Below are 24,478 nucleotides of genomic sequence, written 5' to 3' on the forward strand. Positions count from 1 at the left end.
CGCCGTCCCGGCGGGGGTTCTCGTACGTGCGCCGTCGGGCGCGGAGCAGGAGTACGGCAGACGAGCCGGCCTGTACGCCGGGTTCTGTCGCCCGGAGACCTCGCGGTCGCCGGGGAGACGGCCATCCATCTAGGACCGGCGTTGCCACCGGTCTCGTGCGGTCTACCCGCGGACATCGGGCGGGCAGCCCTCGATCGTCCGCGCAGGACCCGCCGTCCGGAGACGACCGATCCCTCTTGACCTTGCTCCGGGTGGGGTTTACCTAGCCGCCTGAGTCACCTCAGGCGCTGGTGGTCTCTTACACCACCGTTTCACCCTTACCCGGGACCGGAGTCCCGGGCGGTCTGTTTTCTGTGGCACTGTCCCGCGGGTCACCCCGGGTGGCCGTTAGCCACCACCCTGCCCTGTGGAGCCCGGACGTTCCTCGGCGGGATCCTGGGACCCCGACGCGGCCGCCCGGCCGACTCGTCTGTCGTGCCGACCATGCTACCGGCTGTCCGTGGCGGCTTGACCTTGCCGCAGCGTCAGGGTTTCTACTGAGGGGCATGCGGATCGGAGAGATCGCCGTGCTCGTCGGGGTCACCACCCGGGCGATCCGGCACTACCACCATGTCGGGCTGCTCCCGGAACCGGAGCGGCGCCCCAACGGATACCGGGTCTACACCGTGCGCGACGCCGTGCTGCTGGCCCGCGTGCGCCGGCTCACGGAGCTCGGGCTGAGCCTCGACGAGGTGCGCGACGTGCTCGCGGACGACGCCGGGCGCGAGCTGGCCGACGTACTGGCGGAACTCGACGCGGACCTCGCCCGGCAGGAGGCCGAGCTGGCCGAACGCCGGCGCCGGCTCGGGGTGCTGCTCGCCGCCGGACCGGGCGAGGGCGAACCGGTGTCGCCCGCGCTCGCCGCGCTGCTGGCCCAGGCGCCGCCGACGGACTCGGCCGCCGCCGCCAAGGACCGCGAGCACCTGCTCCTGCTGGACGCGACGGGCAACGGCGGCGAGGAGATCTACGCGGCCCTCGGGCCGCTCGCCGCCGACCCGGAGGTCCTCGCACTGTACGAGCGGCTCGACGACCTCGCCGACGCCGCCGTCGACGACCCGCGGATCGGGCCGCTCGCCGACGCGCTGGTGGCGGCCGTCCCCGAGGAGGCGTTCGCCGCCGTCCCCACCGACGGGGTGGTGGTGGACGGGTTCAAGGAGGCGCTGCTCGCCGAGTACGCCCCCGCGCAGGCCGAGGTCGTCCGCCGGGTCATGGAGGCGTTCACCCGGCGCATGGACGGGGGTGGCCGGCGATGAGCGCCGTCCGCGCGGCCCGGATCGCGGTCGCCGCCGTGATACCGGGCGAGCTGCTCCTCGTCCTGTGCCTCGCGGCCGGGGTCCGGCCGCCCGGCTGGGCGACGGCCGCCGCCGAGGCGCTGGTCCTCGGGGTGCTGCTGCTGGAGGCCTGGGTCCTGCGCGCCCTGTACGCGGCCGCCCGCGCGAGCGGGGCCACCCGGGCCGGGGCGCGGCGGGAGGCGGTGCGGGCCGTGGTGCCGGCCGTCGTACGCCGCCTGCTGCTGCACGAGCTGCGTGCGGCCGCCTCGCTGGGCCGGTGGGTGCTGCGCCGTCCGCACGGGGTCGGGCCGGGGGACGCGGCCGCCGCGTACACGGGGCCGCAGACGGCGATGATGTACGGACTGGTCTTCGTGTCGGTGGTCGAGACCGTGGCGCTGGCCTTCCTCATCCCCTGGCCGGCCGTGCACCGGGTGGTGCTGGTCCTGGACGTGTACGGGGTGCTGCTGATGCTGGCCCTGCACGCGGCCTGCGTGGTCCGGCCGCACGTGGTGGGCGCCGACGGGTCGCTGCGGATCCGGTACGGGGCGCTGTTCGACCTCACCGTCCCGGCGGACGCGGTGGCCTCGGTCCGGGTCGACCGGCGCTATCCGCAGGGCCGGCTGGTCACCCTGTCCCACGGCGACGGCGACGGCGACGGCGACGGCGACGAGCACGCCGTGCTCGACCTGATCGTGGGGAGCCAGACCTCGGTGACCCTGGAGCTGAACCGCCCGCTGGAATTCCGCCGCCCGCTCGGCGCCCGCGCGCGGGCCCGTACGATCCGCTTCCACGCCGACGACCCCCGCGCGCTGGTCACCGCACTGCGGCAACCCGCACCCCCGTGACGGGCTGCCGCACTGCGTGGGGACTCTCCGGGGGGAGGAGGAGCCGTAGGCCGAGCGTGGCAAGCCGGAGGGGCGCTGTCTTGTCAAAAACGGCACTGATCCCGCTCACGGCCGCCAGCCCGACCCCGCTCACGGCCGCCAGAGCGGATCCCCCGGGAGCAGCACGCTGGTGATCCGGCCCGGCACCCGGTCCAGGGCCGAGCCCGGCGGCAGGCCGCCGCGCAGGGCCGCGAACCGGGCGGGCGGCAGGCCGGTCATGGCCTTCACGTCCCGGCCGAAGTGGGCCTGGTCGTGGTAGCCGCAGGCGGCCGCGACCCGGGCGGGGGCGGCTCCGGCCGCGAGCCGGCGCAGGGCGTGCTGGAGCCGGAACAGGCGGGCGACGGCCTTGGGCGGCAGGCCGACCTGTTCGCGGAACCGGGCCCGCAGGTGGCGGGGGCTCCAGCCGGTCTCCTCGGTGGCCCGGGCCAGCGAGCCGCCGTCGGTCCACAGCCGGGCGAGGGCGCCGCGTACTTCGGGGGTGACGGCCGGGCCCCCGTCGAGGCGGGCGGCGAAGACGGAGTCGAGGAGGTCGAAGCGCTCGGGCCAGCCGTCGAGGGCCTGGAGCCGTTCGGTCAGGTGGCGGCCCTGCGGGCCGAGGACCTCGGCGAGGTCCACGAGGGCCTCCTCGAAGTGGACCATCGGGATGCCGAAGAGCCGGTAGGCGCCGAGGGGGCTCATGTTCACCTCCAGGCCGTGCACCGCGCCCGCGTGGACCCCGAGGGCGGGGACCGTGCGCGGCCCGCTGACCAGGGCGCGGGAGACGGCGGCGGGGCGCAGCCGGGCGGTGGACAGCTCGCCGGTGCGGGTGACCCACAGGCCCTCGCTGAAGGTGAAGACGAGGGTGACGCAGCCGGTGGGCAGTTCGAGCCGGCGCCGGGGCGCCTCGAACCGGGTCCGGAAGCCGGTGTAGTTGAGGACGTGCGGGCGCAGGACGGCGGCGGGCCGCCGCCGGCTCCCGGCGGGGGCCGCCGCGGGCGACGGTCTGGTGGGTGCGTCGAGGAAGCCCTTCGTGTCGGGGAAGCCCTTCGTGTCGAGGAAGCCCAACCGCGTTCCCTCCCCGGGCCGCTGCCGTCGTCGTCCGCGCGGGCCGGCTGGCCGCGATGCGCAGATGATGACAGGCGCCGGGGCGCGGAGCCATGGCCGCAGCCCCCCGGGTTCAGGCGGGTGCGAACAGGATCTTCGCGGTGCCCGGGTCGGCTTGCGTGAGGCGGACCCGGATGCGGCCGCCGAGGGGGAGTTCGGCGGTGGGGGATTCGACGCGGCCGACGACGGCGGGGTCCTCCAGGTGGACGGTGCCCACCCGCGGTTCGTGTTCCTTGACGTCGATGACCGTCGCCTCGAAGGTCTCCCCGACGTGGTCCTTCAGGACGGCGGCCTCGACCAGGGCCACGCACTCGCGTTCCACCGTGTTGGCCAGCCGGGTGCCCTCGGCCATCTCCCGGGGCAGCGCGTCCAGCGCCTCGACCGCCCACGCCGGGGGTTCGGTCCCGGCACACGCCGCCAGGCACAGTTCGCCGGCGTACCGGTCGGCGAGGCGGCGCAGCGGGGCGGTGCAGTGCGCGTACGGGGCCGCGACGGCGGCGTGCACGGCCGGGTCGGGGGTCTCGCCGCCGGTGAAGACGGTGTACCCGGCGCCGCGCAGCAGGGCCGTGCACTCCTGGAGGAACGCGGCGTGCGCCGGGCGGTGCGGGTCGAGGGAGCGGACCAGCTGCGCGTACGGGACGTGGTGGGGCCACTCGATCCGCAGGGCCTGCGCGGTGCGCCGCAGCCGGCCGACCGCGCCGTCCGGGGCGGCGGGCAGCGTGCGCAGGACGCCCGTACCGGCGGCGAGCATGAGGTCGGCGGCGGCCATGCCGGTCATCAGGGAGATCTGGGCGTTCCAGCCGTCCGCGGGGAGCGGGGCCCGGTAGGCCAGGCCGTACGTGCCCCCGTGCTCGGTGATCTCCTGTTCGGGGACGTTCAGGGAGATGCCGCCGCGTTCGGTCTCCAGTGCCTCGCGCAGTGTCCCGATGTCCCTCAGCAGGGCCAGGGAGGCGTCGGCGGTGCCGGTGTCGAGGGCCTTCTGCACGCCCTCGTAGTCGAGGCGGGCGCGGCTGCGGACGAGGGCCCGGCGGACCTCGGTGGTCTCGACGCGGCCCTCGGCGTCCAGGTCGAGCCGCCACACGAGGGCGGGGCGGGTCCGGTCGGGGAGCAGGCTGCCGGCGTCCTCGGAGATCACGGGCGGGTGGAGGGGGACCTTCCCGTCGGGGAAGTAGAGGGTGGTGACGCGCCGGTGGGCTTCCGCGTCGAGGGCGCCGCCGGGGGTGACGAAGGCGGCGACGTCGGCGATGGCGTAGTGGACGCGGTAGCCGCCGGTCCGCCGGGCGAGGTGGACCGCCTGGTCGAGGTCGACGGAGCCCGGCGGGTCGATGGTGAAGAACGGGAGGTCGGTGGCGTCGAGGGTGGGCAGCCGGGGTGCGGCGGCGGCCCGTCCGGCCTCGGCGAGGACCGCGGCCGGGAACTCCTCGGGCACGCCCAGTCGCGTCCGCAGTGCGCGCAGCGCGGCCCGCAGGGCAGCCCCGTCTGCGCCGGTGATGTGCATGTGGCGGCGTGGCATGGACCGAGCCTAGGGCTTTTCACCCGTTGAGGGCGGATTCAGGGCTTGCGTCCGTGCGGTCGGGCGGTCCTTGAGGCGGGTCCGGGGGGTGCGGCGGGCGGTCTACCCTGGCTCGGGGGCCGCACCCCCTGCGCCACGTCGTACTGAAGGAGAACCACCGTGCTCGTGCTGCTGCCGCCCTCCGAGGGAAAGGCCGCCGGCGGCTCCGGCGCACCGCTGGATCCGCACTCCCTGTCGCTGCCGGGGCTGGCCGGTGCGCGCGCGGCCGTGCTGGAGGAACTGGTCGAGCTGTGCGCGGCGGACGAGACGAAGGCCCGTGAGGTGCTCGGGCTCAGCGAGGGGCTGCGGGGCGAGGTCGCGAAGAACGCCGCGCTGCTGTCCGCACCCGCCCTCCCGGCGGGGGAGATCTACACCGGTGTCCTCTACGACGCCCTCGGCCTGGCGGACCTGCCGGCGGCCGCCCGGGCCGCCGCGGAGCGTTCGCTGCTGGTCTTCTCCGGGCTGTGGGGTGCGGTACGGGTGACGGACCGGATCCCCTCGTACCGCTGCTCGATGGGCGTCAAGCTGCCGGGGCTCGGCGCTCTGGGCGCGTACTGGCGCACCCCGATGGCCGGGGCGCTGCCGGAGGCGGCGGGGGACGGGCTGGTGCTCGACCTGCGGTCCTCGGCGTACGCGAGCGCGTGGAAGCCGAAGGGCGAGGCGGCCGGCCGCACGGCCACCGTGCGGGTGCTGCACTCGCAGATCGTGGACGGCGTGGAGAGGCGTTCGGTGGTGAGCCACTTCAACAAGGCCACCAAGGGCCGTCTGGTCCGCGACCTGCTGCTGGCCGGAGCCGCCCCCGCGGCCCCCGCCGAGCTGGTCACCGCCCTGCGCGACCTCGGCTACGCGGTGGAGGCCGAAGCGCCCGCGAAGGCGGGCAAGGCCTGGTCGCTGGACGTGGTCGTGACGCAGATCCACTGAGGCCGGCCAGCCGGCAGCCCGCCGGCCGGGCGGTACGGGGGCGCCGCCCCGGCACCGCCCGGAAGCTCAGCGGCCCAGGGGCCAGGCCACGGTGGCCGGGGTGTGCCCGGCCTCGCCCGCGTACTGGGCGCAGGCGTCGGTCAGGGTCTCCAGCAGGGTCAGGGGGTCCGGGAGCGGATGGCCCATGTCGCGCAGCCAGCTCACCGAGAGGTCACCGGGCAGCGTCGACGGGGGGAGCAGGACGTAGCTGCCGCGGCAGTGCCAGCGCAGGCCCGGGTGCTCGTCCATCGTCTCGGGGTGGCAGTCCAGTTCGCAGGGCCACCACTCGTCCTCGTCCTCCGGCGTACCGCGGGTCGCCGTGAAGAACAGCATCCGGGCCTGGTCGCCCGTACCGCCCGATTCGGCGACGGGTCCGACCTCGATCCCGGCGGCCAGCAGGCGCTCCAGCGCGCCGCGGCCCGCTTGCAGGGGCACGTCCAGGACGTCGTGGACCATGCCCGTCGCGGTGATGAAGTTGGCCTGGGGCTGGTTGCGCGCCCAGCGTTCGATCTGCCCCCGGTCGGTGGTCGACTGCGTCTGCCAGGCGAAGGAGACGGGGTGCCGTGCGGGGGTGGGACAGCCGATGCGGTCGCACGAACATCGGTAGCCGGCGGGATGGGCGGCGGGGGCGATCGGGAGACCTGCGGCGGCGACGGCCAGGAGCAGCGCCTCGCGTTCCCTGCCGGGGTCTTCGGGAGCCGGTTTGGAGCGGCGGCGCAGCCACTGGGAAATCCTGCTCTGCTCGCCGCGTTTGACGCGGCCGGACTCAGACCCCATCTATCCCCTCACCTCACCGTTGACCCGGCAGACCGGCCCAGACCAAGACATCGTCCCACCATCCTGCGCGCCGGGTGACCGCACCCCACGATCGGGGTCCCCCCGGAGCGGCCGGATCCGGCCGTGTGTTCCCGGCCGCGCAGGGCGTCGCGGCCCGCCGGGCCGGGCGCGGCCGCCCCGGTCCGTGACCTATCCCACGCCGCCGGACGCCGGTCCGGGGCGTGCGCCGGGCCCGGCGTTCGCCCGCAGCACCGCGTCCACGAGCGCGTCGGTGTAGGCGTGCGTCAGCGGGGCGGTCCGCATCAGCCAGCGGTAGGTGAGCGGCCCGAGCAGCATCTCCACCGTCAGCCGCAGGTCGGTGTCCGGGGCGAGGTGCCCGGCGTCCCGGGCCGCCCGCAGCCGGGCTTCGTACAGGGCGAGCTGCGGTTCGAGGAGCTGCTCGGTGAAGCGGGCCCCCAGCTCCGGGTCGGTCGCTCCGGCGGCGGTCAGGGCGCGCGCGGGGGCTTCGTACTTCTCGTCGTTGAACTCGTCCACCGTGGCCCGCAGTACGGACTTCAGGTCGGCCGCGAGGTCCCCGGTGTCGGGGAAGCCCGACCAGTCGGCGTCCGTCTCCGCGTCCCCGGCCAGCGCGAGCGAGGCGTCCAGGAGGACGGCCGCCTTCGAGGACCACCAGCGGTAGATGGTCTGCTTGCCGACCCCGGCGCGGGCGGCGATGGCCTCGATGGTCAGCTTGTTGTAGCCGACCTCTCCGACCAGCGCGAGCGCGGCGTCGAGGATGGCGCGCCGCGAGCGGTCGCTGCGGCGGGTGGCGTCGGGAGTCTTGCTCATACGGGCCAACGTACCAATGCGAGACGTCTCGTCTTCCAGCGATCTCATAAACCACCCGGTCAGTTCACTGCGCGGTTTCCGTTGAGGAGAGACGATTCTCTTCACACACGCACGCCCCGTGAGTCCGCAAGTCGTGAGGAGCCTTCTTTGCGCAGAGACGCCACACCCCGGCGCTACCTGATGTGCCCACCCGCACACTTCAAGGTCACGTACTCCATCAACCCGTGGATGGACCCCACGAAACCGGTGGACCTGCCCCTCGCACAAGCCCAGTGGGAAGACCTCCGGGACCGCTACCGGGCCCTCGGCCACACCGTCGAGACCCTCGAACCGCAGCCCGGCCTGCCCGACATGGTCTACGCGGCCAACGGCGCCCTGGTCGTCGACGGCCGGGTGCTCGGGGCCCGGTTCGCCTACCCGGAGCGCACCGCCGAGGCGGAGATCCACCTCGCGTGGTTCCGCTCGCACGGATTCCGGGACGTCCACGAGCCGTCCCACGTCAACGAGGGCGAGGGCGACTTCGCCGTCACCGCCACCTACATCCTCGCCGGCCGGGGCTTCCGCTCCAGCCCGCTCTCGCACGACGAGGCCCAGGAGTTCTTCGGCCGCCCCGTCATCGGCCTCGACCTGGTGGACCCGCGCTTCTACCACCTGGACACGGCCCTGTGCGTGCTCGACGGGGACGAGATCATGTACCACCCGCAGGCCTTCTCGGCCGGGAGCCGGGCCGTGCTGCGCCGGCTCTTCCCGGACGCCCTGCTCGTGGACACCCAGGACGCGGAGGCCTTCGGGCTGAACTCCGTCTCCGACGGCCGCCACGTCCTGCTCCCGCAGGCGGCGACCGGACTGCTCGCACCGCTGCGCGACCGCGGCTTCGAGCCCGTCCCGATGGACCTGGGCGAACTGCTCAAGGGCGGCGGCAGCGTGAAGTGCTGCACCCAGGAGCTGCGGCCCGCGGCCGGGGACTGAGGGACCCGCGCGCGCTACGGGGCGTCGGCCGGGGGCCACTCCTGGCCCCAGTCGACGTCCCGGGCCGCCTTGTAGAGGCCGCCGTGGCGCTTGGTCACGGTGGCCCGGGTCAGGCCCTGCTCCCGGGGGCCGCACAGCTCCAGCTGGACGAGCCCCTTCCGGATCTGCGGCCTCCGCGTGATCCGGGAGGGGACCGGCGCCACGGGGAACCGGGCCGCGGCGACGTAGCTGAACTTCTCGTCCTCGTACGCGAGGGAACCGCCCTTGACCTGCCGGTGCAGGGAGGATCGGCTGACCCGCGCCGAGAAGTGGCACCAGTCCTGGCCGACCTCGATCGGGCAGGTGCCGTCGTGCGGACAGGGCGCGGCCACCTTCAGCCCGGCCCCGATGAGCTGGTCGCGGGCCTCGCGGATGCGCAGGTACCCCTCGGGCGTGCCCGGCTCGATCAGCACCACGGCCTGCCCGGCGCGGGCGGCCTCGGCGACGACGGCCCGGCGGGCCTGCTCCGTCAGCTCTCCGAGCACGTACGACACCGTCACCAGGTCGGCCTCGGGCAGGCTGATCCCGCTGCCGATGACCGCCCGCCGCCACTCGGCGCCGCGCAGCACCTCGGAGGACGAACGCCCCGCCAGCTCCTTGCCGAGGGCCAGCGCCGGCTCCGCCCAGTCCAGCACCGCGGTCGTGCGGGGCCCGTCCCAGGTGGCGTCGACCGCCCAGGTGGCCGCGCCGGTGCCGCCGCCCACGTCCACGTGCGAGGCCGGCGACCAGTCCGGAGCGGCCCCGGCCAGCCCGTCCAGGGCGGACCGTACGGCTTCGAAGGTCGCCGGCATGCGGTACGCCGCGTACGCCGCGACGTCGGAGCGGTCGCGCAGCACGGGGACGTCGGTCGGGATCGTGCCCCGGTAGTTGGAGATCAGCCGCTCGACGGCGGCCGCGGCCTGCTTCGGCGGGAGCCCGTCGAGGAGTCCGCCCAGCGCGGACCGGAGGGTTTCGGCGGTGGTCGGGACGGAGGCGGGGACGGAGGCGTTCACCCGCGAAGTTTACGGCGCTCCGAGGGGCCGCCCGGCATCACCGGCACGGCCCCCGCGGACCCCGCGCACTCAGCCGCGCTGCGCGGTCACCCCGCGGCCGCCATCGGGCTCCGGGGCCGCCACGGCCGGCACATCCCGAGGAAGCAGACCGCCGACAGCAGCGAGCAGACCAGCTGGACCAGCGCCATCGGCACCGCCGTGTCCTCGCCCGCGATCCCGACCAGCGGCGAGGCGATCGCCCCGACGAGGAAGGAGGAGGTGCCCAGCAGCGCGGACGCCGATCCGGCCGCGTGCGGGGTGCGCATCAGGGCCTGCGCGTTGGTGTTCGGCAGCAGCAGGCCCATCGCCGACATCAGGACGAACAGGGCCGAGGCGACCGGGAACAGCCCGACCTCGCCGAACACCCCGGTCGACATCAGCAGCAGGGCCACGGAGGCGACGGTGATGATCCCGATGCCCACGGCCAGCGCCTTGTCCAGGCTGACCCGGCCGACCAGCAGCTTGCCGTTGATCTGGCCGACGACGATCAGGCCGACGGAGTTCACGCCGAACAGCAGGCTGAAGGCCTGCGGGGAGGCGCCGTAGATCTCCTGCACCACGAACGGCGAGGCGGATATGTAGGAGAACAGCACCGCGAACGCGAAGCCGCCCGTCAGGGTGTACCCGGCGAAGACCCGGTCGCCGAGCAGCCCCCGCATGGTCCGCAGGGCCGCGCCCACGCCCCCGGTCTGGCGCCGCTCCGGCGGCAGCGTCTCGTCGAGGCTGCGCCACACGACGGCGGTGAGCGCGGCGCCGACCACGGTCAGCACGACGAAGACGCCCCGCCAGTCCGCGAACCGCAGGACCTGGCCGCCGATCAGCGGAGCGACGATCGGGGCGGCCCCGGATATCAGCATCAGCGTCGAGAAGAACCTGGCCATCTCGACCCCGTCGTACAGGTCGCGCACGACGGCCCGCGCGATGACGATGGCGGCCGCTCCGGCCAGGCCCTGGAGCAGCCGGAAGCCGATCAGCAGCTCGGCGGTCGGGGCGAGGGCGCAGATCGCGGTGGCGAGGACGTAGACGACCATGCCGATCAGCAGGGGCCTGCGGCGGCCCCACTTGTCGCTCATCGGGCCGATGACCAGCTGGCCCAGAGCCATGCCGGCGAGGCAGGAGGTGAGGGTGAGCTGGACGGTCGCGGCCGGGCTGTGCAGGGCGTTGGTGACCTCCGGCAGCGCCGGCAGGTACATGTCCATGGACAGCGGGGGGAGGGCGGTGAGCCCGCCCAGCACGAAGGTGACGAGCAGTCCGGTGCGCCGCGCGGCCGCCAGGGGTGCGGGCGCGGTGCCGGCTTCCGGGACGCCGGCGGCGACGGTGGCGGGGTCCGGGACGGGGGCGGTGGACAGGGCGGGCGCGGAGGACTTTTCGGGCGACGGCACGGGCGACGGCTCGGGTGACGGCTCGTGCGAGGGGGCCGTCGAGGGGCCTCTCTCCGACATGCGGAACTCCAGTCTTTTCATCTGCTTTACGCACCCCTGACCGACCCATGCTCTCAGCTGTCGGAACGTCCGTGGCCCGGTCGCCGGTGTGACGTAGCCTGCGGCCCCATGAGCGCACGTCTGAGCAAGATCGCAGTAGTGACCGGGGCCGGCTCCGGTATCGGCCGCGCCGTGGCCCTGACCCTGGCGGAGGCCGGCTGGTCCGTGGCCGTCGCCGGCCGCCGGGCCGAACCCCTGGCGGAGACCGCCGCGGCGGCCGGGGCCGGAGCCGACGTCTTCCCCGTACGGGCCGACGTCAGCGACCCCGACGACGTGAACGCGCTCTTCGCGGCCGTACGGGAACGCCACGGCCGCCTGGACCTGCTGTTCAACAACGCCGGCACCTTCGGTCCGGCCGGAGTCCCGCTGGAGGACATCGGCTACGAGGCCTGGCGCTCGGTCGTCGACGTCAACCTGACCGGGTCCTTCCTGTGCGCCCAGGCGGCCTTCCGGCAGATGAAGGCCCAGGACCCGCAGGGCGGCCGGATCATCAACAACGGTTCCATCTCGGCGCACGTCCCGCGCCCGAACTCCGTCGCCTACACGGCGACCAAGCACGCCATGACCGGCCTGACGAAGTCCCTCTCCCTGGACGGACGTCCGTACCGGATCGCCTGCGGGCAGATCGACATCGGCAACGCGGCGACCGAGATGACCGAGCGCATGCAGACCGGCATCCTCCAGGCCAACGGACAGCTCGCGGTCGAACCCGTCATGGACGCCGCCGACGTGGCCCGCACGGTGCTGCACATGGCGGAGCTGCCGCTGGAGGCGAACGTGCAGTTCGCGACGGTGATGGCGACCGCGATGCCCTTCATCGGGCGCGGCTGACCACCGGGAATGACACCCCGTCCGGCGGGGTTGAGCCGGTCATGACGACCGAAGTACTGCGCTACACCGCCTTTTCCGAGGACCCGGCCGGCGGCAACCCCGCCGGGGTCGTCCTCGACGCGTCCGGCCTGGACGAGACCGCCATGCTGGCGATCGCCGCCCGGCTCGGCTACAGCGAGACGGCCTTCCTCACCGGCCCGGCCGGGCCCGTACCGCCGGGGGAGGCCGCCCCGGACCCCGGACGCGGCTTCACCGTGCGGTACTTCAGCCCCAAGGCCGAAGTGCCGTTCTGCGGGCACGCCACCGTCGCCGCCGCCGTGGCGCTGGCCGAGCGGATCGGCCCCGGGGAGCTGCTCTTCGACACCCGGGCCGGGACCGTACCGGTCTCCGTCACCGCCGCGGACGGGGGCCTGCGGGCGACCCTGACCAGCGTCGTCCCGCACGTCGAGGACATCGCCGGAGCCGACCTCGCCGAGGCGCTGGCCGCCCTCGACTGGCCGGCGGGCGACCTCGACCCGCAGCTGCCGCCGCGGATCGCCTACGCCGGAGCCCGCCACCTCGTGCTCGGCGCCGCCACCCGCGCCCGGCTCGCCGACCTGGCCTACGACTTCCCCCGGCTGGAGGCCCTGATGCGGCGCCTGGACCTCGTCACGGTCCAGCTCGTGCACCGGGCGGGCCCGGCCCTGTTCCACGTACGGGACCCCTTCCCGGTCGGCGGCGTCGTCGAGGACCCCGCCACCGGAGCCGCCGCGGCCGCCTTCGGGGCGTACGCCCGCGAGCTCAGCCTCGTCCCGGAGCAGGCGGTCCTCACCCTCCACCAGGGCGACGACATGGGCCGCCCCGGCGTCCTGACCGTCGAGCTGCGGGCCGGCGACCCCCGCGTGCGGGTGGCCGGCGCGGGCGTACGGATCCCCTGATGCGGCTGGTCTCGTACGCGCAGGCAGAACTCCCCGAGGCCCTCGCCGACCGGATCGCCGCCCTGGAGGCGACGGCCTGGCCCGGCGCGGCCCCCGGACACGACCCCGCCCTCGACCCGCGGGCGCTGCTGCTCGTGGACGCCGCCGGGACGGTCGGCGCCTCACTCGCGCTGCTGTACAAGGAGGTTCCGGTCGCCGGCCGGACCTGCCGCGCGGCCGGGCTCAGCTCGGTGGTGACCCGGCCGGAGCTACGCGGCCGGGGGCTCGGCGGCCGGCTGGTGGACGCGGCCCGCATGGCCCTGGCCGCCGACCCGGCGGTGGACCTGGCCCTGTTCAGCTGCGACCGGCCGCTGGCCCCGTTCTACGAGGGGGCCGGCTTCGGCTGCCTGCCCGGCACCGTCCTGGTCGGAGGCACCCCGGCCGAACCCCTGGCCACCGACGCCCCCGGCTTCGACAAGGCCGTCCTCGCGGCGTTCTTCACCCCGGATCCGGAAGCGGACCGCGCCGCGCTGACCGGGGTCCGCGTCCCGCTCCACCCGGGGGACGTCGACCGGCTCTGGTGACACCGCGGCCGGACCCGGCGGCCGGGCCGCCCGGCAGCCCCCGCCGCGGGGTGTCAGTCCCGGTCGGCCGCGCCCGGCGCCGGGGCGGAGGCCGGGGCGGGCGGGCCCGACGGGCGGCCGGAGCGGGCCGGCAGCAGGAACAGCGTCAGGACCACGGCCAGGTACAGCGTCCAGACCACGAGCTGGAGGACGGTGGGGTCGGGCTGGAAGTTGAGGACGCCCTTGAGGAGGACCCCGTACCAGCTGTCCGGCGGGACGGCCCCGCTGATGTCGAAGGCCCTGTTCTCCAGGCCGCCGAGGAAGCGGGCCTCCTGGAGGTCGTGGACCCCGTAGGCGAGCACGCCCGCGGCCACGACCACCAGCATCCCGCCGGTCCACTTGAAGAACTTCGCCAGGTTGATCTTCAGCGCGCCGCGGTAGAACAGCCAGCCCAGCACGATCGCCGTCGCGATGCCGAGCAGCACCCCGATCAGCGGGGCGGAGGAGCCCTCGCCGCTGGCCCGGACCGAGGCCCACACGAACAGGGCGGTCTCCAGGCCCTCGCGGCCCACCGCGAGGAACGCGGTGGCCACGAGCGCGCCGGTGCCCATGGCGAGCGCCGTGTCGAGCCTGCCGTGCAGATCGGCCTTCAGGTGCCGGGCGGTGCGCTTCATCCAGAAGACCATCCACGTCACCAGGCCGACGGAGAGGATCGACAGGGTGCCGCCCAGCAGCTCCTGCGCCTCGAAGGTCAGCTCCTGGGTGCCGAATTCGAGCAGGGCGCCGAAGGCGAGGGAGATCGCGCAGGCGATCGCGATGCCCGTCCACACCGGGCGCAGCGCGGCCCGGTTGTCGGTCTTGACGAGGTAGGCGACCAGGATGCAGACGACGAGGCTGGCTTCCAGGCCCTCGCGCAGGCCGATCAGATAATTGCCGAACACGGCGGTTCCTCTCCGGAGGGGACTACGCGAACAGCGTCCGGCCCCACCAGTCGTCCTCGTCGCGGACGCCCGGCGGGACGGCGAAGACGGCCGAACCCACGTGCTGGATGTATTCGTTGAGGACGTCGGACTTCGCCAGGCTGCGCTGGACGGGGACGAAGCCGGTGCGGACGTCGCGCTGGTAGGCGAGGAAGAACAGGCCCGCGTCGAGCCGGCCCAGACCGTCCGTGCCGTCGGTGAAGGAGTAGCCGCGGCGCAGGATGGTCGCCCCGTTGTTGCTGTCCGGGTGTGCGAGGCGGACGTGCGCCTCGGGCTTCATCGCCTTCAGGAAGGGCTCGTCGCGTTCCTTGGACTTGCCCACCGGGGCGCCCTCGCCCTTGTCGCGGCCGAAGATGTCCTCCTGCTCCTGGAGGGAGGTGCGGTCCCAGGTCTCGATGTTCATGCGGATGCGCCGGGCGACCAGGTACGAGCCCCCGGTCATCCAGTCGCCGCCGTCCCCGGCGCCGACCCAGACGTGCCGGTCCAGGGCCGCGGTGTCGGTGCCCGCGATGTTCCGGGTACCGTCCTTGAAGCCCATCATGTTGCGCGGGGTCTGCTCGTCGGGGGTCGTCGACGAGGTCTTGCCGAAGCCGAGCTGCGACCAGCGCATCGCGGTCCGGCCGAAGCCGATACGGGCCAGCTGCCGGACGGCGTGCACCGCGACCTGCGGATCGTCGGCGCAGGCCTGCACGCAGAGGTCGCCGCCGGAGCGGGCCGGGTCGAGGTTGTCGCCGGGGAACAGCTCCAGGTCGACCAGGGCGGCCGGGCGCCGGCCCTCCAGGCCGAAGCGGTCCTTCGCGAACAGGCCCGGGCCGAAGCCGACGGTCAGGGTGAGCCGGGAGGGCTTCAGGCCGAGCGCCTCGCCCGTGTCGTCCGGCGGGGCCTGCGGGAGGCCGCCGAAACCGCCCTCGCCGACCGGGAGTCCGGCCGTCATCAGCCGGGCCGCCACGGTCCACTCCTTGAGCAGCGCGACCAGCTCGGCGCGGTCCTTGGTCTTCACGTCGAACGCCGCGAAGTGCAGCCGGTCCTGGACCGGGGTCGCGATCCCCGCCTGGTGCTCCCCGTGGAAGGGCACGGCCCCGCCGGCCGAGGCCGCCGGTACCGCGTCCGTACCGGCGTGGAAGGCGGCGACCCCGCCGCCGGCCGCGGCGGCGCCGAGCGCGAGCCCGGCCCCGCCCCAGCCGAGCAGGGCGCGGCGCGAGGGGCCGTTCGCCCTGCCGCCGGTCTCTTCCGGCTCCGAGTCGCTCATCGGGTTCTCCCGCCTCTCCCGTCCATGTTTCCGTCCGGCCCCGGGGCCGGGACTACTTGACGACCGCGGCGGCCAGCTTCGAGAGCGGCTCGGCGAGCGCGTTCACACCGTCCGAGAGCTCCTTGCGCTCCGCCTCGCCGACCTTGTCGTAGGAGGTGAACTCGTAGGAGGTCTTGTCGGCGCGGTACTTGTCGAGCAGCGCGGTCAGTGCCGCGAACTGGGTGTCCAACTGCTTGGTGAGCGCGGCGTCGTTCTTCTGCGCGGCCGGCTTCAGGAGCTCGTAGGACTTCTGCGCGCCTTCGAGGTTGGCCTTGAAGTCGACGAGGTCGGTGTGGCTGTAGCGCTCTTCCTCGCCCGTCACCTTGCCGGTGGCGACCTCGTCGAGGAGCTCCTTGGCGCCGTTGGCCATGGAGGTCGGGGTGATCTCCGCCTGGCCGACCTTCTTCTGCCAGTCGGTGAGGTCGGTGATCAGGGTGTCGGCGAGCTTCTTGTCGTTGTCGTCGATCTTGTTGTCCTGGAAGAGGGACTTCTCCAGGCGGTGCCAGCCCGTCCAGTCCTTCGCCGGGTCCTGGCCGGCCTCCAGGCCGTCCTCGCGGACGTCGACCTTCGGGTCGATGTCGCCGAAGGACTCGGCGACCGGCTCGGTGCGCTCCCAGCCGATGCGGGAGGGCGCGTACGCCTTCTTCGCGGCCTCGACGTCCCCGGCCTTGACGGCGTCCGCGAAGACCTGGGCCTTCGGGAGGGTCTCGTCGGCCTGCTCCTGCACGTACTTGCGGTAGGCGGCGACCGCGGCGTCCAGCTCGGGGGAGCGCTTCTCGCCGCCGCCCTGACCGGTGGCCTTGACCTTCTGGCGGATGCCGTCGCCCTTCATGCCCGGCTTGCAGACGACCGTGTAGTCGCCGGCCTTGATCTCCGCGGTGATGGAGGCCTTGGTGCCGGGGCCGATGTTCTCGCGCTCGGTGACGATCCGGTCGTCGGGGAAGAGCACGTACAGCTCGGTGACCTTGGAGCCCTTGTTCTCGACCTCGATGGTGACCTTGCCGGACGGGAACTCGGTCGTGGAGACCTCGCAGGCGCTGTCGGTCGCGTTCACGTGGATCGCGTCCGAGCCGCCGCCCCCGCCCTTCTCGGCGCAGCCGGTCACGGCGGTGAGCGCGGCCACGGCGGCGGCCGCGGTGAGGACGGTGATGCGAGCGGGGCGCATGGGTGCTCCAGATGAGGCGGACGACGGGTGAAGGGCCAGTGAGGCGGACCTAACTTAACCGAGGCTTACCTCACCCGTACCAGCTCGACCAGTGAATCACCTCTCACATTTCGCGCCCGGACACAAGGCCGTCACGGCCCTTCCATGGCGCCCCCAAGCGGCGGTCAAGCGAGGGTCAAGTCCGTGTCCGCGTCCGTCCCGGCGTCCGTGTCGGCGTCCGCGTCCGGCTTCGGCGCGGCGGAGCGGCCGACGGGTCCCGGGCCGCCCTCCGCGCGCAGCGGGACCACGAGCGGCGCACCGGTGCGCGGGTGCGGGAGCACCTCCACCGGCTGCCGGTACACCCGGCTCAGGAGTGCGGCCTCGAACACCTCGGACGGGGGCCCGGCCACCGCGATCCGGCCGTCGTGGAGCACGGCCGTCCGGTCGGCGTACGCCGCCGCGAGCCCGAGGTCGTGCAGGACGACGACCACCGCGTCCCCGGCCGCGGCCCGCTCCCGGCAGATCCGCAGCACCAGCTCCTGGTGGCGCAGGTCCAGGGCCGCCGTGGGCTCGTCGAGCAGCAGCAGCGGCGCCCGCTGGGCCAGGACGCGGGCCAGCGCGACCCGGGCGCGTTCGCCGCCGGACAGGGCGGAGAACGGGCGCTCGGCGAACGCGGTGACCTCGGTGGCGGCCATGGCGGCGGCCACCTCCTCCTCGTCGGAGTCGGCGAGCGGGGTGCCCGCCCAGGGGGCGCGGCCCATCCGCACGACGTCCGCCACGGGGAAGGGGAAGGACAGCGCGGCCGACTGGGGGAGCACGGAGCGGCGCAGGGCCAGGTCGGGCGCCGACCAGTCGCCGACGGGGCGCCCGTCGATCCGTACGGTCCCGGAGGCGGCGGGCAGGTCGGCGGCGAGCGCGGCGAGCAGGGTCGACTTCCCCGCGCCGTTCGGGCCGACCAGGGCCAGCACCTCGCCGGCCACGGCGGTCAGCGCGATCCCGGCGAGGACCTCGCGGTCCCCGAGCCGGACGTGCAGGTCCTCGGCCTCGGCGACGGCGTCCCCGGGGTCCGGCCGGCGCGGCACCGTCCGCTGGTGGCGTCCGAACAGTGCGGTCAGCTTGCCGGTCACGCCCAGCCTCCTTGCTTGCGGCGGGTGCGGCGCAGCAGCCAGAAGAAGAACGGGCTGCCGATCAGGGCCGTCAGCACGCCGAGGGGCAGCTCGGCGGGCTGGGCGAGGGTACGGGCGGCCAGGTCGCCCGCGACCAGGACGACGGCCCCGGCCAGCGCGCTGCCCGGTACCAGGAAGCGGTGGCCGGGCCCGTTCGCCATCCGCAGCAGGTGCGGGACGAGCAGGCCGACGAAGGTGATGACGCCCGCGACGGCGACGGCGGCCGCCGTCAGCAGCGCCACGACCAGGATCAGGGCCAGGCGCAGCCGCTCGACGTCGATGCCGAGGTGGCGCGCGGGCCGCTCGCCGAGCGCGAGCAGGTCGAGCTTGCGGGCGTAGAAGGGGGCGACGAGCAGGCCCGCGAGCGCGCAGGGGAGCACGGCGAGCACCTTGGGCCAGGTGGCCTGGGCGAGCGAGCCGAGCTGCCAGAAGGTGATCTGGTTGACCTGGCCGCTGTCCGCGAAGAAGACGAACAGGCCGATGAGGGCGCCCGCGAAGGCGTTCACGGCGATGCCGGTGAGGATGAGGGTGACGACCTCGGTCCGGCCGCCGTTGCGGGACAGCAGGTAGACGGAGGCGACGGTGATCAGGCCGGCGACGAAGGCGCAGGCCGTGATGGTCCAGTTGCCGAAGAAGCTGAGGCCCAGTCCGATCGCGGCGACGGCGCCGACGGCGGCGCCCGCCGAGATGCCGATCACGCCGGGCTCGGCGAGCGGGTTGCCGAAGACGCCCTGCATCAGGGCGCCCGCGCAGCCGAGGCTGGCGCCGACCAGCAGCGCGAGCACGACGCGCGGCAGCCGTACGTTCCACAGCACGCTCTCCCCGACCCGGTCGAGGGCGGCGCCGCCGAGGCCCGTGCGGTGCTGGACGGAGGCGAGTACGTCCCCGGTGGGGATGCGGTAGGCGCCGGTCCCGGCGGAGAAGAGGGCGAGCGCGACGAGTACGACGGCGAGGGCCACCGTCAGCAGCAGGGCCCGTCGGCCGCGCGGCCGGGCGGACTTCGCCACGGGCCCCTTCGCCACGGGCCCGGCCGGGGCGCCGGCGGCGGTGTCCTTCGGGGCGGCGGGGGAGTCCGCGGCGGCCGGCTGCGGGGGATCGTAGGACAGGGTCATGCTCAGGCGCCCTTGCCGTAGAGCTGCGCGACCAGGGAGGCGAGCACCTGGTCGGTCCGGGGGCCGTAGTTGAGCAGGACGCCGTCGTCGACGCTGACCACCCGGCGGTCCATGCCGGCCGGGGTCTGCGCGACGCCCGGGACCTTGACCAGGCCGTCGATGCCGCCGACCGATTCGAGGCCCTTGGTCATGACCAGGATCGCGTCGGGCGCGGCGGCGGCCAGGGCCTCGCTGGTGATCGGGGTGAAGTCCTTGCCGAGGCCGGACTCCTTGCCGGTGTCGACGGCGCCCGCCGCCTCCAGCAGCGAGGCCGCGCCGGAGTCGGAACCGCCGAGCAGGTACACGGAGGCGGTGCCGCGCAGGTAGAGGAACGCCACGCGGGGCTTCTTCCCCGAGGCGGCCGGGATGTCCTTGCGAACGGCGGCGATCCGGTCGGCGGTGCGCTGGTTCAGCTGCGTACCGGCCTCCTTGACGCCCAGGGCGCCGGCCACCGCGTCGATCCGCTTCGGGACGTCCTCCAGCGTTTTGGCGGGGGCGATCACCAGGACCGGGATCCCCGCGTCACGGATCTGCTGAATCGCTTCTGCGGGACCGGTGGTGGTCTCGGCCAGCACCAGCGTCGGACGCAGCGACAGCACGCTCTCGGCGGAGACGTCGTGTCCACGTGTCACCACCGGCAGGGCCGAGGCCTGCTCGAAGGTGGCGGTGATGTCCCGGGCGACGACCTGCTTGCCGAGCCCGAGGGTCTGGACGATCTCGTTGAGGCTCCCGGTCAGCGGGATGACCCGGTCCGCGGAAGTGACGGTCACCTGGGCTCCGTCCGCCGAGGGCACGGTCACCGGGAGCGCCGGAACGGGCGCGGCGGCGAGCGGCTCGACCCGGTCCGGGACCGCGGCGGCGGCCGGAGCGGGGGAACTTCCGGTGGTGGCCGTACCTCCGCAACCCGTGACCGCCAGGGCCATCCCCACGAGGGCAACGGCGAGGCGGGGGAAGCGGTTTGACGCGGCGGGCGTAGGCACGAAGGCACCGTCCTGATCGTCCGGCTGGAGGGCTGTGAGGTTCTGCCGACCTGGGGGTTCCCCCCTCGACCGGGATAGCTTAGGTTAGCCTAACCTCGCTCGCCAGACCCTGGAGGGGACATTCATGCCCGCAAGATCCGCCCGTGTGTACGCCGTCGCCCTGCTGGCGGCACTGCTGGGGGCGCTGCTCCCGGCCACCGCGGCTCAGGCGGCGGGCCGCACCGTCCAGGGAGGCCGGCTGGACTGGGGCCTCAAGTCCTCGTTCCAAAGCTACGTCACCGGTCCCATCGCGAAGGGCGGTTTCAAGCTGAAGAGCGGAGCCGCCACGGTCGGCGGCAGCCTCTTCCGCTTCCACTCGGCGAACGGCTCCTACGACCCCGACAGCGGTGAGTTCACCGCCTCCTTCACGGGCGGCGTGTCCTTCCAGGGCCACCAGAAGCCCGACGGCGCGTACGAGCTGGACATGACCGTCAGCCGTCCGACCGTCAAGATCTCCGGCGGCAGCGGCACCCTCTACCTCGACGTCTCCAGCAAGGCCAAGGACACCGGGCAGGTCACCGACCAGTCCCAGGTCCCCTTCGCCACGCTCGGCCTCGGCGGCATCAACATGAAGGGCGGCGGCAGTCCGCTGGCCCTCACCAACGTGCCGGCCACCCTCACGGAACAGGGCGCCAAGGCCTTCGCCGGTTACTACCAGGCCGGCGCGCAGCTCGACCCGGTCTCGCTGTCCGCCGACGTCAAGGCCCCGGCCGCGGAGCAGCCCGCGCAGCCCTCGCAGACGCCGGGCGCCCCCGCCGAAACCCCGCAGACGCAGGGCGCCTTCAACGACGCCGCCGTCGACTGGGGCGTCCGCCGCACCTTCCGCGAGTACGTCACCGGCTCCGTCGGCCAGGGCAAGTGGACCCTCGCCGACGGCGCCCAGGACGGCGGAGCCCTCTTCCGCTTCCCCCAGGGCAAGGGTTCCTACGACGGCCAGAAGGGCACCCTCGACGCCGCGTTCGCAGGTACGGTCCACTTCACCGGAGCCCACCTGGACCTCAAGCTCGCCAAGCTGAGCGTGAAGGTCGAGAACGGCAAGGGCGTCCTCACGGCCGACGTCACCACCGGCACCGAGACGAAGAACGCGGTTCCGCTCGTCGAGTTCGACGCCAAGGGCCTGAAGACCGAGGGCAAGCTCGCCACCGTGACCGAAGCCCCGGCGACCCTCACCGAGGGCGGCTCCCAGGCCTTCAACTCGATGTACAAGGCGGGCACCGAGATGGACCCCGTCTCCCTCGCCGTCGCGCTGGACGGCAGCGCGCAGTTGCCCGCCCTGCCCGACCTGGGCTCGACGGCCTCCCCGTCCGCCCCGGCCCCCTCGGCGGCCCCGTCGTCCGCCGCCCCCGCCCCGGCGCCCGCCGCCGCGGCCGGGAAGTCCTCCGGCACCGGGCTGTACCTCGCCCTCGGCGCGGCCGTCCTGGTCCTGGCCGGCGGCGCCGTCTTCCTGGTGCTCCGCAGGCGCCGTGCGGCCGCGGCCGGAGCCGCGCCCACCGAAGCGCCGTAACACCCCGCCCCACCTTCCCCTTTCCTTCGTGTCCCCAGGAGTACCCAGCCATGTCGTCCCACCGCCGTCCGGCCGTCCTCGCGGCCGCCGTCCTCACCGCCGCCAGCCTCGGCACCGCCGCCTTCGTCATCCCCGCCGTCGCGGCGGGGAGCGCACCGGCGGCGGGGGCGGCCCAGGCCGCAGCCTCGCCGATACCGGTGGTCGGCGGCACCCTCGACTGGGGCGTGCTGGAGTCCCTGCGCAACTACGTCAAGGGCGTCGGCTCGATCACCACGCAGGACGGTGCCACCGAGGTCCCGGGCGGATTCCGCTTCGGCCAGGCGACGGGCCAGTACGACAAGGACAACGGTCACGTCGTGAAGGCGGCCTTCAAGGGCCGCGTCGTCTTCGACGCCTCCGCCCACGGCTTCGTCATCAAGATGGAGAACTTCCGGATCGACACCGGTACGAAGAAGCTGACGGCCGACGTCACCAAGAACGGCACGGAGACCAAGGACGTCCCGCTGGCGGACGTGGCCTTCGCCGGGATGAACATGGCCGGCCTGACCACCACCCTCACCCCCGAGTTCGCCGCCCAGTTCGACCGCCCCGCCTACGCGGGCAAGGAGGGCGACAAGCTGACGGCGGCGCTGGAGTTGCCGAAGGAGCCGTCGCCGGGCCCGAGCACCAGCACGTCGGCCAAGCCGAGCACGACCCCCAGCACCACTCCCGGCACCACCCCCAGCACGACCCCGTCGACGAAGCCCTCCACGACCCCGTCGACGAAGCCGTCCACCACCGCGAAGCCCTCCACGACGGCGACGTCCACCGCTCCCGCCGACGGCCCCCAGAAGATCCTGAGCGGCAAGCTCACCTGGGGCATCATGCAGTCCTTCCGCGAGTACGTGGGCGAGAAGGGCATCACCGCGAGCGGCGGCGCCGCCAAGAGCGGCAACACCTACGCCTTCGCCTTCGGCAAGGGCGAACTCGACGCCAGGAACCAGAAGCTGAACGCCTCCTTCGACGGCACCCTGCGCTTCGAGTACCCCGCCCACAAGCTCGACCTGACCTTCAGCAACGTCCGCATCGCCGCCACCGGCAAGACCGGCACCCTGATCCTCGACGCGAAGACGGCCGCGGGCACCCAGAAGGACGTCCCGTTCGCCACGCTCGACCTGTCCAAGGCCGACTACAAGACCACGAACGGCCTGCTGGCCCTCAACTCGGTCCCCGCGTCGTTCACCGCCCAGGGCTCCGCCGTCTTCGCCAACGACAACGCGGTCCTGGACAAGTACAAGCCGGGCAAGCCGATGGACTCCCTCGACCTCTCGGTGGCCGTGGACAAGGACGTCACCCTCCCGGCGACCGGCGGCACCACCGGCGGCAGCGGCACCACGGGCGGCACCGGTACCACCGGCTCCGCCGTGGGCGGCGGTTCGGCCGGCGGCGGCGGTTCCGTCGGCGGCAACCTGGCCTCCACCGGCTCCGAGATCCCCGCCGGCGCCCTCCTCGGGGTCTCCGGCCTGGTGGTCGCCGCCGGCGCGGGCGCGGTGTACGCCGCACGCCGCCGCCGTACGGCCCAGGTCTGAGCCGTGTTTGAATGCCCGCGTGAACGATCTGGATGTGATCAAGGTCTTCTGCGCGGGTGACGGCCGGTTCGGCAATCCGCTCGGAGTGGTCCGCGACGGCCGCACCTGCCCGGACGACGCGTCCCGGCAGGCGCTGGCCGCCGAACTCGGCTACAGCGAGACGGTGTTCGTCGACGACCCCGAGCGCGGGGTCGTCGACATCCGTACCCCCGGCACGCGGATGTCCTTCGCGGGACACCCGCTGGTCGGGGTGGCCTGGCTGCTCGACATCGAGGAGCTCAACCCGCCCGCCGGATCCGTATGGGCCCGCGGCGACGGGGAGTTCACCTGGATCACCGCCCGTCCCGAGTGGGTCACGGGCAAGCGCACCGAGCAGTACGCGAGCGCGGCCGAGGTCGAGGCCCTGCCCGCCCCGCCGCCGGGCGAGGGCTGGCTGTACGCCTGGGCGTGGGAGGACGAGACCGCCGGACGGATCCGCGCCCGGGGCTTCCCCCGCCGCCCCGACGGGGCCGTCACCGAGGACGAGGCCACCGGCTCGGCGGCGATCCTCCTGACCGCCCAGCTCGGCCGCGCCCTGAACATCACCCAGGGCGAGGGCTCCCAGATCCTCACCGCCCCCGGACCCGACGGCACGATCGAGATCGGCGGCCGCGTCCGCTTCGCCGCCTGAGCCGCGGCACGCTGAAGGGCCGGCCGGTGCACCGTGCACCGGCCGGCCCTTCCGCGCGTACGCCCGTACGCGTGCTCAGGCGCTGAGGCGGAACTGTTCGCCCAGCTCGCGGAACACCGCGCCGTTGAAGTCGAAGGCGCGCTTGCACTCGTCGATGATGCGCTGCTTCTCCAGGTCGTCCGCGGCGATCGCGTCCAGCAGCTCGCGGTAGGTCCGCTTGAAGGCGGCCGGGTTGGAGATGTCGGCGAACACGTAGAACCGCACGCCGTCGCCCTTGCGCTCGAAGCCCCAGGTGCGCTCCGCCTTGTCGCGGATGATCTGGCCTCCGGACAGGTCGCCCAGGTAGCGCGTGTAGTGGTGGGCCACGTACCCGCCCGGCCAGGTGGCCGCGCACTCGGCGACGCGGTCCGCGTACGCCCGCGTCGCGGGCAGCGCCACCAGGCTCTCGCGCCAGCCGGGCCCGCGCAGGTGCGCCAGGTCGCGCTCGATCTCGGCGACGCGCATCAGCTCCGGCTGGATGAACGGCCCGGCCACCGGGTCCTCCCGCAGGGAGGCTGCCGCGTCCTCCAGCGCCCGGTACACGAACCACAGCTGCTCGGTGTAGCGGGTGTACGCGTCCACGCCGAGCCGCCCGCCGAGCAGGTCGCTCATGAACGTAGAGGTCTCGGCCTCCGTGTGCTGCTCGTGCGAGGCGACACGGATGACCGTGGAGAAGGCGTCCAAGGCGGACCTCCGGAAGGAAGGGGGAACAGACGTGGCGGCAGTGCCGCCACGCCCGATCTTC

At 74.0% G+C, this 24,478-nt stretch carries 23 protein-coding genes and 1 other RNA gene; 10 read left to right on the forward strand and 14 right to left on the reverse strand.

What is annotated here, in order from left to right:
- Window positions 1-57: 57 nt before the first annotated feature.
- Window positions 58-468: RNase P RNA component class A (gene rnpB, locus ABZZ17_RS18860), an RNA gene on the reverse strand.
- A 77-nt stretch (window positions 469-545) separates the two neighbouring features.
- Between rnpB and ABZZ17_RS18865 the strand changes: the two genes are divergently transcribed.
- A complete protein-coding gene (locus ABZZ17_RS18865) occupies window positions 546-1,292 on the forward strand; it encodes a MerR family transcriptional regulator (protein ID WP_356877381.1) in 747 nt (248 codons plus the stop codon).
- Window positions 1,289-2,155, forward strand: a complete 867-nt coding sequence (locus tag ABZZ17_RS18870; protein WP_356877383.1) for a hypothetical protein — start codon at window positions 1,289-1,291, stop codon at window positions 2,153-2,155. The genes ABZZ17_RS18865 and ABZZ17_RS18870 overlap by 4 nt, the downstream gene beginning before the upstream one ends.
- Before the next feature lie 129 nt (window positions 2,156-2,284).
- Here ABZZ17_RS18870 and ABZZ17_RS18875 read toward each other — a convergent pair whose 3' ends face one another.
- Window positions 2,285-3,238, reverse strand: coding sequence for a helix-turn-helix domain-containing protein (locus ABZZ17_RS18875; protein WP_356877385.1), 954 nt, complete (start codon window positions 3,236-3,238; stop codon window positions 2,285-2,287).
- Between the two features lie 112 nt (window positions 3,239-3,350).
- Window positions 3,351-4,790 (reverse strand): RNB domain-containing ribonuclease, encoded by a 1,440-nt coding sequence (locus ABZZ17_RS18880; protein ID WP_356877387.1) that lies wholly within the window; start codon window positions 4,788-4,790, stop codon window positions 3,351-3,353.
- 159 nt (window positions 4,791-4,949) lie between these two features.
- Between ABZZ17_RS18880 and yaaA the strand changes: the two genes are divergently transcribed.
- Entirely contained in the window at window positions 4,950-5,750 is an 801-nt protein-coding gene (gene yaaA, locus ABZZ17_RS18885; RefSeq protein WP_356877389.1) for a peroxide stress protein YaaA, read from the forward strand.
- A gap of 66 nt (window positions 5,751-5,816) precedes the next feature.
- Here yaaA and ABZZ17_RS18890 read toward each other — a convergent pair whose 3' ends face one another.
- Window positions 5,817-6,566, reverse strand: coding sequence for a bifunctional DNA primase/polymerase (locus tag ABZZ17_RS18890; RefSeq protein WP_356877391.1), 750 nt, complete (start codon window positions 6,564-6,566; stop codon window positions 5,817-5,819).
- Between the two features lie 189 nt (window positions 6,567-6,755).
- Window positions 6,756-7,394: a TetR/AcrR family transcriptional regulator gene (locus tag ABZZ17_RS18895; RefSeq protein WP_356877393.1), complete on the reverse strand. Its 639-nt coding sequence runs from the start codon at window positions 7,392-7,394 to the stop codon at window positions 6,756-6,758.
- An 81-nt stretch (window positions 7,395-7,475) separates the two neighbouring features.
- Here ABZZ17_RS18895 and ddaH point away from each other — a divergent pair, with 81 nt between their 5' ends.
- Window positions 7,476-8,363 carry a dimethylargininase gene (gene ddaH / locus ABZZ17_RS18900; protein WP_356877395.1) on the forward strand — a complete coding sequence of 296 codons (888 nt, stop codon included), beginning with the start codon at window positions 7,476-7,478 and terminating at the stop codon, window positions 8,361-8,363.
- A 14-nt stretch (window positions 8,364-8,377) separates the two neighbouring features.
- Here the strand turns inward: ddaH and ABZZ17_RS18905 are convergent, their stop codons facing one another.
- Entirely contained in the window at window positions 8,378-9,394 is a 1,017-nt protein-coding gene (locus ABZZ17_RS18905) for a small ribosomal subunit Rsm22 family protein (RefSeq protein ID WP_356877397.1), read from the reverse strand.
- Between the two features lie 86 nt (window positions 9,395-9,480).
- Window positions 9,481-10,875 (reverse strand): multidrug effflux MFS transporter, encoded by a 1,395-nt coding sequence (locus ABZZ17_RS18910; protein ID WP_356877399.1) that lies wholly within the window; start codon window positions 10,873-10,875, stop codon window positions 9,481-9,483.
- A gap of 108 nt (window positions 10,876-10,983) precedes the next feature.
- Between ABZZ17_RS18910 and ABZZ17_RS18915 the strand changes: the two genes are divergently transcribed.
- The 3 genes from ABZZ17_RS18915 to ABZZ17_RS18925 are packed head-to-tail and all read left to right on the forward strand — an operon-like array spanning window position 10,984 to window position 13,225.
- Window positions 10,984-11,745, forward strand: coding sequence for an SDR family oxidoreductase (locus ABZZ17_RS18915; RefSeq protein WP_356877401.1), 762 nt, complete (start codon window positions 10,984-10,986; stop codon window positions 11,743-11,745).
- 41 nt (window positions 11,746-11,786) lie between these two features.
- A complete protein-coding gene (locus ABZZ17_RS18920) occupies window positions 11,787-12,662 on the forward strand; it encodes a PhzF family phenazine biosynthesis isomerase (RefSeq protein WP_356877403.1) in 876 nt (291 codons plus the stop codon).
- Window positions 12,662-13,225, forward strand: coding sequence for a GNAT family N-acetyltransferase (locus ABZZ17_RS18925; RefSeq protein ID WP_356877405.1), 564 nt, complete (start codon window positions 12,662-12,664; stop codon window positions 13,223-13,225). Before ABZZ17_RS18920 ends, ABZZ17_RS18925 begins: the two co-directional genes overlap by 1 nt.
- Window positions 13,226-13,278: 53 nt before the next feature.
- Here the strand turns inward: ABZZ17_RS18925 and efeU are convergent, their stop codons facing one another.
- From efeU to ABZZ17_RS18955, 6 genes are all read right to left on the reverse strand, one after another.
- Window positions 13,279-14,145 (reverse strand): iron uptake transporter permease EfeU, encoded by an 867-nt coding sequence (efeU, locus tag ABZZ17_RS18930; RefSeq protein ID WP_356877407.1) that lies wholly within the window; start codon window positions 14,143-14,145, stop codon window positions 13,279-13,281.
- A 22-nt stretch (window positions 14,146-14,167) separates the two neighbouring features.
- Window positions 14,168-15,433 carry an iron uptake transporter deferrochelatase/peroxidase subunit gene (efeB, locus tag ABZZ17_RS18935; protein ID WP_356877409.1) on the reverse strand — a complete coding sequence of 422 codons (1,266 nt, stop codon included), beginning with the start codon at window positions 15,431-15,433 and terminating at the stop codon, window positions 14,168-14,170.
- 52 nt (window positions 15,434-15,485) lie between these two features.
- Entirely contained in the window at window positions 15,486-16,637 is a 1,152-nt protein-coding gene (gene efeO, locus ABZZ17_RS18940; RefSeq protein WP_356877411.1) for an iron uptake system protein EfeO, read from the reverse strand.
- A gap of 164 nt (window positions 16,638-16,801) precedes the next feature.
- Window positions 16,802-17,698, reverse strand: coding sequence for a heme ABC transporter ATP-binding protein (locus tag ABZZ17_RS18945; protein ID WP_356877498.1), 897 nt, complete (start codon window positions 17,696-17,698; stop codon window positions 16,802-16,804).
- Between the two features lie 41 nt (window positions 17,699-17,739).
- Window positions 17,740-18,894 (reverse strand): iron ABC transporter permease, encoded by a 1,155-nt coding sequence (locus ABZZ17_RS18950; protein WP_356877413.1) that lies wholly within the window; start codon window positions 18,892-18,894, stop codon window positions 17,740-17,742.
- A 2-nt stretch (window positions 18,895-18,896) separates the two neighbouring features.
- Window positions 18,897-19,856 (reverse strand): ABC transporter substrate-binding protein, encoded by a 960-nt coding sequence (locus tag ABZZ17_RS18955; RefSeq protein ID WP_356877415.1) that lies wholly within the window; start codon window positions 19,854-19,856, stop codon window positions 18,897-18,899.
- 181 nt (window positions 19,857-20,037) lie between these two features.
- Here ABZZ17_RS18955 and ABZZ17_RS18960 point away from each other — a divergent pair, with 181 nt between their 5' ends.
- From ABZZ17_RS18960 to ABZZ17_RS18970, 3 genes are read left to right on the forward strand one after another with little or no spacing between them, the layout of a single operon-like run.
- Window positions 20,038-21,456: an HtaA domain-containing protein gene (locus ABZZ17_RS18960; protein ID WP_356877417.1), complete on the forward strand. Its 1,419-nt coding sequence runs from the start codon at window positions 20,038-20,040 to the stop codon at window positions 21,454-21,456.
- Window positions 21,457-21,506: 50 nt separating this feature from the next.
- Complete coding sequence (locus ABZZ17_RS18965; RefSeq protein ID WP_356877419.1) at window positions 21,507-23,024, forward strand: HtaA domain-containing protein; 1,518 nt, start codon at window positions 21,507-21,509, stop codon at window positions 23,022-23,024.
- A 19-nt stretch (window positions 23,025-23,043) separates the two neighbouring features.
- Window positions 23,044-23,694, forward strand: a complete 651-nt coding sequence (locus tag ABZZ17_RS18970; protein WP_356877421.1) for a PhzF family phenazine biosynthesis protein — start codon at window positions 23,044-23,046, stop codon at window positions 23,692-23,694.
- 75 nt (window positions 23,695-23,769) lie between these two features.
- Here ABZZ17_RS18970 and ABZZ17_RS18975 read toward each other — a convergent pair whose 3' ends face one another.
- The gene (locus ABZZ17_RS18975; protein ID WP_356877423.1) at window positions 23,770-24,417 is read right to left on the reverse strand and encodes a biliverdin-producing heme oxygenase; all 648 of its coding nucleotides are present in this window, start codon (window positions 24,415-24,417) and stop codon (window positions 23,770-23,772) included.
- Between the last annotated feature and the right edge of the window lie 61 nt (window positions 24,418-24,478).

It is taken from the genome of Streptomyces sp. NPDC006512 (assembly GCF_040611935.1).
Taxonomy (GTDB): Bacteria; Actinomycetota; Actinomycetes; order Streptomycetales; family Streptomycetaceae; genus Streptomyces.

What these genes read in the sequence shown, in the direction of transcription:
- ABZZ17_RS18865 (WP_356877381.1), top strand. Translation starts at nt 546, where the DNA reads ATGCGGATCGGAGAGATCGCCGTGCTCGTCGGGGTCACCACCCGGGCG.
- ABZZ17_RS18870 (WP_356877383.1), top strand. Translation starts at nt 1,289, where the DNA reads ATGAGCGCCGTCCGCGCGGCCCGGATCGCGGTCGCCGCCGTGATACCG.
- ABZZ17_RS18880 (WP_356877387.1), bottom strand. Translation starts at nt 4,790, where the DNA reads ATGCCACGCCGCCACATGCACATCACCGGCGCAGACGGGGCTGCCCTG.
- ABZZ17_RS18890 (WP_356877391.1), bottom strand. Translation starts at nt 6,566, where the DNA reads ATGGGGTCTGAGTCCGGCCGCGTCAAACGCGGCGAGCAGAGCAGGATT.
- ABZZ17_RS18895 (WP_356877393.1), bottom strand. Translation starts at nt 7,394, where the DNA reads ATGAGCAAGACTCCCGACGCCACCCGCCGCAGCGACCGCTCGCGGCGC.
- ABZZ17_RS18910 (WP_356877399.1), bottom strand. Translation starts at nt 10,875, where the DNA reads ATGTCGGAGAGAGGCCCCTCGACGGCCCCCTCGCACGAGCCGTCACCC.
- ABZZ17_RS18915 (WP_356877401.1), top strand. Translation starts at nt 10,984, where the DNA reads ATGAGCGCACGTCTGAGCAAGATCGCAGTAGTGACCGGGGCCGGCTCC.
- ABZZ17_RS18920 (WP_356877403.1), top strand. Translation starts at nt 11,787, where the DNA reads ATGACGACCGAAGTACTGCGCTACACCGCCTTTTCCGAGGACCCGGCC.
- ABZZ17_RS18925 (WP_356877405.1), top strand. Translation starts at nt 12,662, where the DNA reads ATGCGGCTGGTCTCGTACGCGCAGGCAGAACTCCCCGAGGCCCTCGCC.
- efeB (WP_356877409.1), bottom strand. Translation starts at nt 15,433, where the DNA reads ATGAGCGACTCGGAGCCGGAAGAGACCGGCGGCAGGGCGAACGGCCCC.
- efeO (WP_356877411.1), bottom strand. Translation starts at nt 16,637, where the DNA reads ATGCGCCCCGCTCGCATCACCGTCCTCACCGCGGCCGCCGCCGTGGCC.
- ABZZ17_RS18950 (WP_356877413.1), bottom strand. Translation starts at nt 18,894, where the DNA reads ATGACCCTGTCCTACGATCCCCCGCAGCCGGCCGCCGCGGACTCCCCC.
- ABZZ17_RS18955 (WP_356877415.1), bottom strand. Translation starts at nt 19,856, where the DNA reads ATGGCCCTGGCGGTCACGGGTTGCGGAGGTACGGCCACCACCGGAAGT.
- ABZZ17_RS18960 (WP_356877417.1), top strand. Translation starts at nt 20,038, where the DNA reads ATGCCCGCAAGATCCGCCCGTGTGTACGCCGTCGCCCTGCTGGCGGCA.
- ABZZ17_RS18965 (WP_356877419.1), top strand. Translation starts at nt 21,507, where the DNA reads ATGTCGTCCCACCGCCGTCCGGCCGTCCTCGCGGCCGCCGTCCTCACC.